The sequence below is a fragment of the Mesorhizobium sp. CA5 genome, from assembly GCF_020165105.1.
Lineage (GTDB): Bacteria > Pseudomonadota > Alphaproteobacteria > Rhizobiales > Rhizobiaceae > Mesorhizobium.
Window position 1 is genome coordinate 87,576 of record NZ_JAIUHJ010000021.1, and the last position, 12,673, is coordinate 100,248.

Below are 12,673 nucleotides of genomic sequence, written 5' to 3' on the forward strand. Positions count from 1 at the left end.
TGTTTTGCCTGTTCATGCAAGAAACAGAGTCGCCGCAGCCTGAGAGCCGCCGCCAAAATCTCCTTATCGGATTTGCCTGATGACCCTTGGCCTGAAACTCGCCCCCCAGCACCGCGTCTATGCCGGCTTCGCGATCTATTCCTTTGCCATGGGCAATATCTTTCCACGGCTGCCCGACATCAAGCGGGCCATGCAGATCGAGGACGGCACGCTCGGTCTCGCCCTGATCGGGACGCCGATCGGCACTCTGATCGCGCTGACGCTGGGGACGCCGATCCTGGAGCGCGTCGGGTTTCGCCGCGCGCTGCTGTGGCTGGTGCCGCTGCTTGGCTTCGCCTATGCCGTCGCGGTGCATGCGTCGGGCCCCGCCGCCCTGTTCCTGATGCTGCTCCCGGTCGGATTGATGATCGGCAGCATCGAGATCATCTTGAATGTCGAGGCGGACAGGACCGAGTTCCTGCTCAAGCGCCGCATCATGAACCGGGCGCATTCGTTCTGGAGCATCGGCTTCTTCGGCGCCGGCCTGTTCGGCGGCGCGCTGGCGCATCTCGGCCTGTCGCCGCAACTGCATCTGGCGCTGGTGGTGCCGACGGTGGCGGTTGCGATGGCGCTGTTCCTGGGCGGCTTCGAACCCGCGCCTGCCCGTTTCGCCGCGACCGGCGACAAGCCGCCGATATTCGCCCGTCCGACGCTGCCGATCCTGATCCTCGTGGCGGTGACACTGTCGGCAATGCTGATGGAAGGCGCCAGCATGGACTGGTCGGCGATTTATATGCGCACCGTGTTCGACTCAGGGCCGTTCGTCGCCGGGATCACGGTCGCACTGTTCGCCTTCTCGCAGGCGATGACACGCTTCTTCGCCGACAGCTTCGTCGATCGTTACTCGCCAAGCGGCGTGGCGCGCGTGCTGTTGGCGACGATGATGGCCGGCGTCTTCATCGTCTTCTTCTCGCCGCTGCCCTTCATCTCGATGCTGGGCTTTGCGCTTCTGGGCATCGGCAGCAGCGCCATCTTTCCGCTGGCGATCTCGGCTGCGGCGCAGCGTACCGACCGTCCGGCGGCGATCAATGTCGCGGCCCTGTCGCAGATCTCCTTCGTCGCCTTTCTGCTTGGCCCGCCGCTGCTCGGCTTCGTGTCGGACCACTGGGGCATCCGCTCGGCCTATGGCATCGGTATCCCCTTCATCCTGCTCAGCCTGGCCACAGCCGGCGTGCTTGGCCGACGGCCATCGGCCGAAGCCGCGGATACCGCAAGGCAAAGCGTGGAGGCGCAGGCCGGCGAGGCCTGAACCGCCCCGCCGGGCCAGCGCATATCGCCATCGCGCGAAACTAGCGGTGCGTGACGACGTCGCGGCGCTTGACGAATGCCCGCGCGGCTGAAATTGAAAGAGGCCTAATATTGTGCCAAAAGCGATTTGATGCAGGTCATCACCACACAAGAAGAACTCGAGAGCGTTGTCGCGGCGTTCGAAAAGTCGGAATTCGTTACCGTCGATACCGAATTCATTCGCGAGACGACCTTCTGGCCGATCCTTTGCCTGATCCAGATGGCCGCGCCTGGGATTGAGGCGCTTATCGATCCGTTATCGCCCGGCATCGACCTGAAACCGTTTTTCCGGCTCATGGCCAACGAAGCGGTGCTGAAGGTTTTTCACGCGGCGCGCCAGGACATCGAAATCATCGTCCATCTCGGCGATCTGGTGCCGCATCCGGTGTTCGACACCCAGGTGGCGGCGATGGTCTGCGGCTTCGGCGACAGCGTTTCCTACGACCAGCTCGTGCAGAAGGTCACCGGAGCCCGGCTGGACAAGTCCTCGCGCTTCACCGACTGGCGGCACCGGCCGCTCTCCGACAAGCAGCTCGAATACGCGCTTGCCGACGTCACCCACCTGATCGAGGTCTACCAGCATCTCAGCGCCGAGCTGAAGCGCGAGAATCGCGGCCACTGGCTGAACGAGGAGATGGATGTCCTCACCTCGCGCGAGACCTACGATCCGCATCCCGAAGATGCCTGGAAAAGGCTGAAGATGCGGCTGCGCAAACCGCAGGAGCTGGCGATCGTGCAGGCGGTGGCGGCCTGGCGCGAACGCGAGGCGCGCGAGCGCGACGTGCCGCGCGGCCGCGTGCTCAAGGACGACGCGATCTATGAGATCGCCCAGCAGGCGCCGCGCGATGCGGCCGCGCTCGGCAAGCTGCGCACCACGCCGAAAGGGTGGGAACGCTCCGCCACGGCAACCGCGCTGCTCGGCGCGGTCAACGCGGCGCTTGCGCTGCCCAAGGACGCGATGCCGAAACTGCCGAAAAGCGTGCAGCCGCCGGAGGGGTCGAGCGCGGCGGCGGAACTGCTCAAGGTGCTGCTCAGGATCGTCGCGGAGAAGGAAGGCGTGGCCACCAAGGTGCTTGCCTCCAGCGACGATATCGACCGTATAGCCGCCGAGGGCGACGAAGCCGACGTGGCGGCATTGCAGGGCTGGCGGCGCGCCGTTTTCGGCGAGCAGGCGCTAAGGCTGGTACGCGGCGAGATCGGCATCAAATTCGACAAGCGCCGGATCGCGTTGTTCGAGCTGTAGCGCCTCTTCCTTCTCCCCCTTGCGGGAGAAGGTGGATCGGCGCACAGCGCCGAGACGGATGAGGGGTGTTCCAGCGAAGTGAAACGCTGGCGATCTCCTATCGCGGCATCCAACGCTGGCTTAAGTCCGTGTCAAGCTGGAACACCCCTCATCCGGCCGCTGCGCGGCCACCTTCTCCCACAACAAGGGGAGAAGGGAAAGGCGAGCCTCACACCACCTCGAGCAGGTGGAGCGCGAACCAGATCCAGGCGATGAGAAGTATGCCGGCGCCAAGGAAGAAGGCGCGGCTGCGGTGCAGCACATGGTTTCTGTCGAGATGCACCCAGGCGTGGACATAGCGCGTGACTATGAACAGCCACATCAACGCCAGCGTCAGATAGTTCACGCCGTTGGTGACGAACAGCGCCAGGCACAGCACGTGAAAGAGAACCGGCAGCTCGAACTGGTTGATCAGGTTGTTGGCGACGGTGACGCTCGAGGCCGGCTCGGTTGAGCGGACCTTGTACTGGCCGATCCTGGCTTCGCCGGACTTCACGGCGAGATAGCGCCGCTTGAACATCACCAGATAGACGACATAGACCAGAAGCACATGCGCCAGCATCGGCCAGAAGATGGCTGTCTGGCGCATCTGCTTGTCCTCAGCGTCGCCGCCCGGCCAGCGCGAAGACCGCGATGACGAAGACCGGGATCGCCAGCAGCGCGAATTTGCTGACGGTCAGCAAAGAGGCGAAGGCCAGCGAATCGGGATTGGCCAGCTGGAAATCGGAGAGCAGCCGCGCCATGGCAAAATTCTGGGTGTAGTCGGCGACCGCATAGGGAGCCACCAGCACCAGCGAGAACAAGGCCTGCAGCTGCGCCGGCATGGCGCGGAAGGTGCTGAGTCGCCGCCCGAAGGCGAGGATAAGGCTCACCAGCGTCAGCGACAGCAGCGCCGGGAACAAAAGGTCGAAGGTCAGATAGTGCCAGACGATGATGATCTCGCCGCCGCGCCGGCCGAGCGCGGTGAGCCACGCCATGCCTTCGTCGGGCGTGAAGCCGGCGACGCGCATGTCGAGCGAGGCCAGGCCGCCGCTCAAGCGCTGGAAATAGAGAAACTCCAGCGCTGTCATGACCAGGAACAGCGCAATCGAGGCGATGGAGAGCGCCGCCGCGTGACGCGACAGCCGAAGCACCGCCACGCTCAAGTCACGCCACAGTCCCCGCCGGCGGTCAGGCCGATCGGTCTGCCGATCAAATTCCGCCCGGGTAATTGGGGCTTTCGCGGGTGATCGTGACGTCATGGGCATGGCTTTCACGAAGTCCGGCGTTGGATATGCGCACAAAAGTGGCGCGCTCGCGGAAATCTGCAAGATCACGTCCACCCACATAACCCATAGCGGCTTTCAGGCCGCCTGCAAGCTGGTGCAGCACGCCAGCCACAGGTCCTTTATAGGGAACCTGCCCTTCAATGCCCTCCGGAACCAGCTTCAGCGTGTCGCGAACTTCAGCCTGGAAGTAGCGGTCGGCCGAGCCGCGCGCCATGGCGCCGACCGAACCCATGCCCCGATACGCTTTGAAGGAGCGGCCCTGGTGGAGATAGACCTCGCCGGGGCTCTCGTCGGTGCCGGCAAGCAGCGAACCGATCATGGCCGCGCTTGCGCCGGCGGCAAGCGCCTTGGCGAGATCGCCTGAATATTTGATGCCGCCATCGGCGATGACGCTGACGCCGGCCCTGCTGGCCGTCTCGACCGCCGACATGATTGCCGACAGCTGCGGGACACCGACACCGGCGACGATTCTGGTGGTGCAGATCGAACCCGGGCCGATGCCGACCTTGACGGCGTCGGCGCCGGCGTCGATCAGCGCCTGCGTGCCCTCGGCGGTGGCGACATTGCCGGCCAGGATGCGCACGGAGTTCGACAGTTTCTTCGCCCGCGTCACCGCATCCAGCACGCGCTGCGAATGGCCATGCGCGGTGTCGATGACCAAAAGATCGACGCCGGCATCAATCAGGCGCTCGGCGCGCTCGAACCCGTCGTCGCCGACGCTGGTGGCGGCCGCCGCGCGCAGGCGCCCCTGCGCGTCCTTGGTGGCGTGCGGGTTGAGCTGCGACTTCTCGATGTCCTTGACGGTGATCAGGCCGACGCAATTGCCGTTCCTGTCGACCACTACCAGCTTCTCGATGCGATGCTTGTGAAGGAGACGCTTGGCTTCCTCCTGGTCGACATTCTCCTTGACCGTGATCAGGTTCTCACGCGTCATCAGCTCGTAGACCTTCTGCGACGGATCGGAGGCGAAGCGCACGTCGCGGTTGGTGAGGATGCCGACGAGGCGGCCGACCGTGTGGCCGCCGGTGCCGCCATTTTCGACCACCGGAATGCCGGAAATCGAATAGGTGCGCATCAGCGCCAGCGCATCGGCCAGCGTGGCGTCGGGGCCGATGGTGACTGGGTTCACCACCATGCCGGATTCGAATTTCTTCACCTGCCTGACCTGCTCGGCCTGTTCGGACGGCGAGAAATTGCGGTGGATGACGCCGATGCCGCCGGCCTGCGCCATAGCGATCGCCAGCCGCGCCTCGGTGACGGTGTCCATGGCCGCCGACAGGATCGGCACGTTGAGATCGATGTCGCCGGCAATGCGGGTGCGGATGTCGGTCTCGCCAGGCATGACTTCGGAATGGCCGGGCTGCAAGAGCACGTCGTCGAAAGTCAGCGCCAGCGCGCCGGTGGACGTTTCGATGATTTTTGCCATGGCCAGTCCTTTTGAATGCGGAAAAGGCGCCGGGCCGATTGGCCAGCGCCGACTCTCTTCTTCCCTTTCAGGATTGGCGCTGGCTGGTACCACGTCCTGGGGCGGAAGAAAAGCGGGTCGTTGGGCAATCGCAAAGTCTTGCGCCCGACCGTCTTCCAGCCACCAGTAGTTGCGGTCATATAAAAGTGACAGCAATTTAATGCGACATCCGGGCCGAGGCGTGATAACCGCCCGGTCGCACCGGTTTGCCCCCAAGCCGGGCCTAGAATCGCGAAGACAAATCAGGGCGTTTCCCTTGAACCGCACCATCCCGCTTATTCTGGCGGTCGCATTGTTCATGGAGAACATGGATTCGACCGTGATCGCGACGTCGCTGCCGGCGATCGCCGTCGACATCCACACCAGCCCGATCGCGCTGAAGCTGGCGCTGACGGCTTATCTGGTGTCGTTGGCGATCTTCATTCCGATCAGCGGCTGGATGGCCGACCGGTTCGGCGCCAAGAACGTCTTTCGCGCTGCGATCGGCGTCTTCATCGCCGGCTCGGTTGCCTGCGCGTTTTCCAATTCACTGCCGGCTTTCGTGGTGTCGCGCTTCCTGCAAGGCGTGGGCGGGGCGATGATGACGCCGGTCGGCCGCCTGGTGCTGGTGCGCGCCACGCCTAAGAGCGAGTTGGTCGCGGCAATGTCCTGGCTGACCGTGCCGGCGCTGGTCGGCCCGCTCGTCGGCCCGCCGATCGGCGGCTTCATCACCACATACTTCACCTGGCACTGGATTTTTCTGATCAACGTGCCAATCGGCTTTATCGGCATGTGGCTCGCCACCCGCTATCTGCCCAGGACGGAGCCCGCCGAGACGCCGCCGCTCGATTTCCCGGGCTTCGTGCTCTCCGGCCTTGCCGCTTCCGGCATCGTCTTCGGCCTTTCCGTCGTCAGCCTGCCGGCGCTGCCGCCGATGGCCGGCTTCATCACCATTGTAGTCGGCGTGGTCTCGGGCGCGCTCTATCTCCTTCATGCGCGGCACGCCAGGAATCCGCTGCTGGCGCTGGAGCTGTTCCGCAACCAGGTTTTCCGGTCCTCGGTGCTCGGCGGCTCGCTGTTTCGCATCGGCATCGGCGCGGTGCCGTTCCTTTTGCCGCTGATGTTCCAGATCGGCTTCGGGTTGACGCCCTTCCAGTCCGGCATGATCACCTTCGTCTCGGCGATCGGCGCCATCGGCATGAAGTTCGTGACCGCGCTGATCTTCAGGCTCGCCGGCTTCCGCCGCGTGCTGATCTGGGGCTCGCTTGTCGCGGCCGCATCGATCGCCATCTACGGCCTGTTCACGCCGCAGACGCCTTACGCTCTGATGCTGGCGATCCTTTTGGTCGGCGGCTTCATCCGCTCGATGTTCTTCACCGGCGTCAATGCGCTTTCCTATGCCGAGATCACGCCCGCCGACACCAGCAAGGCGACACCGATCACGGCGGTTTTCCAGCAATTGTCGATCGCGCTCGGCGTGGCGCTGGCCGGCGGCATCCTCGAAGTGTCGACCTCGATCCATGGCGGGCCGCTGACACTGCGGGATTTCCACATCGCCTTCTTCATCGTGGCAGCCGTCTCGGCGGCGGCATCGATCACCTTCATGCGGCTTGCGCCGGAGGCCGGCAACGCGGTCTCGGGCCACGGCCGGCTGACCAAGCCGAAGACGCTGGAAACGGTCGGGACCGCGGGGAAGTGAACGCTCCTTCTCCCCTTGTGGGAGAAGGTGGATCGGCGCGTAGCGCCGAGACGGATGAGGGGTGTTCCAGCGGAGTGAGACGCTGGCTTTCCCTGGAGCACCCCTCATCCGGCCGCTTCGCGGCCACCTTCTCCCACAAGGGGAGAAGGAAAAGGCGCTAGCCTTTGAACTCCTTCGCCAGCAAATACAGCTCCACCGATTCGTCGCGCGAGGCCGGCGGCTTCACATGGTGGACGGATCGGAAATTCTGCTTCAGCAATGACAAAAGCTCGTTCTCGGCGCCGCCCTGAAAAGTCTTGGCGAGGAAATGTCCGCCGGGCTCCAGGACGTGCAACGCGAAATCGGCCGCGACTTCGCACAGATGCATGGTCCGCAGATGGTCGGTGCGGCGATGCCCGGTCGTGGGTGCCGCCATATCGGACAGCACCACATCCGGCCGGCCGCCGAGCGCCTCGGCAAGTTTTTGCGGCGCGTCGGGATCGAGGAAATCCATCTGCAGGATGACGGCGCCCGGAACCGCGGCCATCTCGAGATAGTCGATGCCGACGACATGTGGGTTTTCGGCCGTCGACTTCGTCCGGGCGGCCGCTACCTGGCACCAGCCGCCGGGCGCAGCGCCGAGGTCGATGACCTTCATGCCGGGCTTCAGCAGATGATGCTTGTCGTCGATCTCGATCAGCTTATAGGCGGCGCGCGAGCGATAGCCATCGGCCTTGGAGCGCTGCACATAGGGATCGTTCATGTGGCGCTCGAGCCAGCGGCGCGAGGATTCCTTCAAGCCGCTCTTCTTCTTGATCCTGGTCTTGAGGACGCGAATGCCGGCGGAACCCGGCTTATCCGGTTTTCTAGCCATCAACGGCCTCGCCCGCCATCGCGCCAAACACCGTCGTCGGCCATCAATTCGCTCAGTATCCCCTCGCGCAGGCCGCGGTCGGCGACGCGCAAGCGCTCGGACGGCCAGACACCGCGGATCGCCTCCAGGATGGCGCAGCCGGCGAGCACGAGATCGGCGCGGTCGGCGCCGATGCAGGGATTGGCGCAGCGCTGCTGAAAATCCCAGCCGATCAGCCGCTCGATCATACGGTCGACGCTGTCGCGGTCCATCCATAGCCCATCGACGCGGCGGCGGTCGTAGCGCTCGAGGTCGAGATGCACGCCGGCGAGCGTCGTCACCGTGCCGGAGGTGCCGAGCAGGTGGAAGTTGGGACTTGCCAGTACATGTGCCAGCCGGTCGCGGCCGTCGAAGACCTTCAGCCGCGCAGCCACATCGTCGACCATGGCGGCAAAGGTCTCGCGCGTGACTGTGCGGCCACCGAAGCGCTCGGCGAGCGACACCACGCCGACGGGCAGCGAGGTCCAGGAGACAATGTGGTTGGCGAGCCGCGGAGAGCGCCGTCCGGTCAGGTCGATCAGCGCGATTTCCGACGAGCCGCCGCCGATGTCGAACAGCACCACGCCTTGCGTGTCGCGCTCGACCAGCGAGCCGCAACCGGAAACGGCAAGGCGGGCCTCGGTCTGGCGGTCGATGATCTCGAGCTTGAGTCCGGCCTCGCGCTCGACCCGATCCAGGAACTCGACACCGTTTGCGGCCGAACGGCAGGCTTCGGTGGCGATCAGCCTGGCTTTCCTGATCTTGCGGTTGCGCAGCTTCTCGCCGCAGATCTTGAGCGCCTCGACCGCGCGATCCATCGCGGCTTGGCTGAGCCGGCCGCTGGCGGTCAGCCCCTCGCCCAGCCTGACGATGCGCGAGAAAGCGTCAATGACGCGGAACTGGCCGTGACGGCCAGGCACCGCGACCAGCAGCCGGCAATTGTTGGTGCCGAGGTCGAGCGCGGCGAAGACAGGCAATTCCTGTTGCGGCGGACGCTGCGGGGCCGCCAGCCTTGGCTCAACCGGCGAAAGCCCGCTCGGAGGCTGTTTTGTCGCCGTGGCGGCAGGCGCGGCATGCGGCACGGCGACGTTCTCGTCACGCGCGAACACCTTGCGGCCGCGCTTGCGCTTGCGTCGCTTGCGCGTCTTGCCTTTCGGTTGATCGCCATGCTGGTCGGCCTGGCTTAGGCCAATCTGTCGCTGGCCGGCATGTCTTTGGTGCGCACCCGCGTGGCGGCTGAATCGCGCCGTGTGCGGGCCCGCCGATTGCGTCGGCGATGCCCCGGACATGCCCACTGCCGACGCGCCCGCGCCGGTATCGTGGTCTTCCACTTCAGTTCCTTCCGGCGCCGCGCGAACCGGTAGCGGACGCAGCAGGCACCTCGATTTGTTCAAGTTGGCAACAGAGTAGCAGCGCCGTTCACAATCACCAAGAGCGCGAGGCCGAATTTCGCAAACGTCGCATTTTGCCAGATCACGTTGGGGCAATGTCTTGCCGGTTGAATAGCCGGCTTCAATCAGGCATGTCTGAAATGAAGGTTCGAAGGTTGGGCAACATCAAAATCAATGAGTTGCAACGCATGATGACGACGCAATGAATTGGAGGCGCTATTTCTGGCCGGTCATAGGCATCGCGGCCGTGGCGTTCTCGCTGTGGCTGCTCATCCACGAACTGCGCGGCGTTTCGCTCGACGATGTCTGGGCCGGCATTGCCGCCATCCCGCCGCGCGGCTGGGTGCTCGCGGCCCTGAGCGCGGTCGTCGCCTATGCCTCGCTCGCCGGCTACGACCATATCGCGCTGCTGCATATCGGCAAGAAAGTATCATGGCTGTTCGTCACGCTGTGCTCCTTCACCACTTACGCGGTGTCGCACAATATCGGCGGCTCGGTGTTTTCCGGCGCGGTCATCCGTTACCGCGCCTACGGCACGCGAGGTCTGACCGGCCAGGAGGTCGGCGTGCTGGTGGCGATCTGCTGGTTCACCTTCATCCTGTCCAGCGTTTTCCTCGGCGGCCTCGTGCTGTTGCTGGAACCCCAGATCATCGACCGTTTCACGGGCGCGCCGCATCACGGCGCCGCATTCGCCGCCGGGCTCGCCATGCTCATCCTTGTCGGCGCCTACGCCTTCGGCAGTTGGCTGCGGCTGAGACCGCTAAAGATAGGCAGCTTCCAGCTGCACTATCCGGCGCTGCCGATCGTGGCGCGGCAATTGCTGATCGGGCCGGTCGAACTGCTGGGGGCCGCCGCGATCATCTATTTTGCCCTGCCCGAGATCGGCAATCCCGGCTATTTCGTGGTGCTCGGCGTGTTCATGGTGTCGTTCTCGATCGGGCTCCTGTCGCACGCGCCTGGCGCGCTCGGCGTGTTCGAATTCGTCTTCCTCACCGGGCTTTCGGACATGGATCCCGTCGGCGTGCTCGCCGCGCTTCTGGTGTTCCGCCTGTTCTATCTCATCATTCCGCTGCTGATCGGCCTTGGCGTGGTGCTCTATTTCGAGCATTCCCAATACAGCAAAGGCGAGAGCTGAGCCTTCGGCGCCCGGCGGCAGAGCCAATGCATGTCGCCCAAAGTGCGGAACGGCTTTGGGAGAACGACATGCATCGGACAAAGGTTCAAAAAGCCTGCGTTGATCTCAGCTGCGGGCTTGACTATTTTCGGATGGCGGCTACAAGGCAGCGCTCGCGGCACATGAGCCGTCCGCATCGCGCGATACCAGACGCGCCTGCTGGGGAATAGGTTAACGGTAGACCCACGGACTCTGACTCCGTTAGTCCTGGTTCGAATCCAGGTTCCCCAGCCAAACTGGATGTCCTGTGGACGACTTGGTTCCACAAGCTTCTTTCGCCGTCCCCATGTACGATTCTCCGCCGCGATTTCACGCAGGAGACGCGTCTGTTCGACCAATGCGCAGATTCGATCATAGAAGGCGTTGTCGACGCGCCTATCGAGTTTGAACGGAGACTCAGACGCGCGCGAAGAGCGGGCATCAGCATGGCCGTTCTGCATGGCCGGAAGTCCTGCCGAGGTGGTTGACCGTGAGGGTCTATGACCTAGCTTAGAGTTCAGAATGGACCGTCCGGACTCCCAAAAATGCGGATTGGAAAGCATCGTGGGAGAACTTTTGGGATATTGACGATGGAGAGGTGCGAGTCGGCTTTTCGGGACATTTGCGGCGGGCGACAACCGGCGGCCACGGTGTCTTCGAGCTTCGGTTCGAGCGCACATCTTCTGCCGGCGCATGACCGCGCTCCGCAACGCAACAAATACATTCGCACCGCACTGGAAGACCCGAAGCAGTGACAGCTTCGAGAGCAGCAGCAGCTTTAGCCAGCATCGGGGAGAAGACCCAAACACCGCTTCGCGAACTTAAATTGCACCCAAGACCACATGGGCACGACGATGCCAAATCATCTTGCCGAAATTTACACGAATAACACAGATCTCGCCATCCTGGCCGGGATTGCGATACTCGTACTGGCGGGCGTCTTTCTTGTGCTCCGGCATGCCCTTGTCGCAGTGCTGCGGAGTCGCCCGAAACCAAACGCCTACCTGAAAGAATGCAAGCCTGTTCCTCTCGAGGAGGTTCCTTGGGTCTGGGAACGCCCGGTCGACCTTGCAACCGGACCTGGTTCTTCTCAGGCTGTCGTGTCCCCGGATGCGGATGCCCGGCCTCAGGATGCAAACTACCGTCAGTTCGGGGTGCGAATCGAGCATTTCGAGATGATCTCCGAAGCTTATGAGAGTTCGCCAGGCGACCTGCCCAATCCCTTCGCTTCCCCGACAAACAGCGCTACGGCCTCACCTCCCCGTGTTCGCTGGCCTATCGGTCTTGTATCACGCCTGGGCATCGCCACGATCTGCCTGGCCGTGCCGCTTGGCTATACGATGACGAGACAAAATCGAGTCGAAAGCGCCCCCGCCATTTCGCGGGCCCAGAATCCCTCCCAGCCCGATCTTTCGCGATCCTTCGCGGTTCCGGCGAGTGCTGCATTGGATATGGAGGGACCAGCCCAGGGCGACGGGCGTACGAATGCCGAATCGCCTGGCCCGGATCTCGCGGCTGCCAAGGCTGAAGTCGAGGCTGCTCGTGCTCAGGCATCCGCTGCGAGGAATCTGGCCGGCCAGGAGCACCGAGCTGTGGAAGAAGAGCGCGCCAGAAGCGCCTCTCTGCAGAGTGCGCTCTTGGAATCGCGCAAGCAGGTCGACGCGCTGAGGACAAGCATGGCAGCAGCCGACAGCGCATACGGGGAGCGTTTGCGCAACGAACTCGCGGCAGCCCGCACGTATGACGCATTGCAGCGCATTGCGGGAGATGCTCGCAGGCTGCTGGGCGAGAGCATCAACTATGTCGTTACGCAGATGCCGGCTGCTCATATGGAGCGTCAGCGAACTGAATTGATGGCGCGCGACCTATCCCAAGCGCGGGCGCAAATTTCACAGCTTCAGGCCACGGCCGCCGAGGACCGCGCCAGTGCCAAGGCCTCGCTTGCGCAAGTGAACGGAGTGCTTGACGACGAGCGCCGGAAGTCGAAGGACCTTCGTGGCGACCTCGCCGCAATGGAACTGTCCAAGGCGGCGATCGCGGATAAGGCCGAGCGGGAACGAACCGGTGCAGCCACAGCGAGAGGACGGGTGGAGCAGACCGCAACCGAGACTGCGCAGACTCTCGCCCGAGAACGCGCTTCCGCAGCATCGACCCGTGAGGATCTCGATAAAGCCCGCCTCGAGCGCGACGCGGCTGAACAGGAACGAGCCAAGGCTGTCAAAGCAAAAGAGCGTGCGGA

General features: G+C 63.9%; 9 protein-coding genes, 1 tRNA gene and 1 pseudogene. 6 read left to right on the plus strand and 5 right to left on the minus strand.

The window, feature by feature from the left end:
* The first annotated feature begins 79 nt into the window (after positions 1-79).
* Together LB529_RS23825 and rnd are read left to right on the plus strand one after the other, a co-directional pair.
* The gene (locus LB529_RS23825; RefSeq protein WP_224712455.1) at positions 80-1,288 is read left to right on the plus strand and encodes an MFS transporter; all 1,209 of its coding nucleotides are present in this window, start codon (positions 80-82) and stop codon (positions 1,286-1,288) included.
* Positions 1,289-1,417: 129 nt separating this feature from the next.
* Entirely contained in the window at positions 1,418-2,569 is a 1,152-nt protein-coding gene (gene rnd / locus LB529_RS23830) for a ribonuclease D (protein ID WP_095767714.1), read from the plus strand.
* 208 nt (positions 2,570-2,777) lie between these two features.
* Here rnd and LB529_RS23835 read toward each other — a convergent pair whose 3' ends face one another.
* Genes LB529_RS23835 through guaB form a run of 3 tightly spaced genes read right to left on the minus strand, consistent with a single transcriptional unit; the run spans position 2,778 to position 5,302 of the window.
* Positions 2,778-3,197: an MAPEG family protein gene (locus LB529_RS23835; protein WP_095767715.1), complete on the minus strand. Its 420-nt coding sequence runs from the start codon at positions 3,195-3,197 to the stop codon at positions 2,778-2,780.
* A 10-nt stretch (positions 3,198-3,207) separates the two neighbouring features.
* Positions 3,208-3,753, minus strand: coding sequence for a hypothetical protein (locus tag LB529_RS23840; protein ID WP_224712456.1), 546 nt, complete (start codon positions 3,751-3,753; stop codon positions 3,208-3,210).
* A gap of 46 nt (positions 3,754-3,799) precedes the next feature.
* A complete protein-coding gene (gene guaB, locus LB529_RS23845; protein WP_224712457.1) occupies positions 3,800-5,302 on the minus strand; it encodes an IMP dehydrogenase in 1,503 nt (500 codons plus the stop codon).
* A 295-nt stretch (positions 5,303-5,597) separates the two neighbouring features.
* On the opposite strand from guaB, the gene LB529_RS23850 reads away from it, so the two are divergent.
* Positions 5,598-7,019, plus strand: a complete 1,422-nt coding sequence (locus tag LB529_RS23850) for an MFS transporter (RefSeq protein WP_224712458.1) — start codon at positions 5,598-5,600, stop codon at positions 7,017-7,019.
* A gap of 157 nt (positions 7,020-7,176) precedes the next feature.
* Here the strand turns inward: LB529_RS23850 and LB529_RS23855 are convergent, their stop codons facing one another.
* Together LB529_RS23855 and LB529_RS23860 are read right to left on the minus strand one after the other, a co-directional pair.
* Positions 7,177-7,872, minus strand: a complete 696-nt coding sequence (locus tag LB529_RS23855) for an RlmE family RNA methyltransferase (RefSeq protein ID WP_095767720.1) — start codon at positions 7,870-7,872, stop codon at positions 7,177-7,179.
* Positions 7,872-9,221 (minus strand): Ppx/GppA phosphatase family protein, encoded by a 1,350-nt coding sequence (locus LB529_RS23860; RefSeq protein ID WP_224712459.1) that lies wholly within the window; start codon positions 9,219-9,221, stop codon positions 7,872-7,874. Before LB529_RS23860 ends, LB529_RS23855 begins: the two co-directional genes overlap by 1 nt.
* A gap of 262 nt (positions 9,222-9,483) precedes the next feature.
* On the opposite strand from LB529_RS23860, the gene LB529_RS23865 reads away from it, so the two are divergent.
* The 3 genes and pseudogenes from LB529_RS23865 to LB529_RS23875 form a co-directional block, all read left to right on the plus strand.
* Complete coding sequence (locus LB529_RS23865) at positions 9,484-10,416, plus strand: YbhN family protein (RefSeq protein WP_224708317.1); 933 nt, start codon at positions 9,484-9,486, stop codon at positions 10,414-10,416.
* Positions 10,417-10,615: 199 nt separating this feature from the next.
* Positions 10,616-10,689 (plus strand) — tRNA-Gln (locus LB529_RS23870).
* 587 nt (positions 10,690-11,276) lie between these two features.
* Positions 11,277-12,673 (plus strand): annotated as a pseudogene (locus LB529_RS23875) (hypothetical protein); the annotation flags it as partial.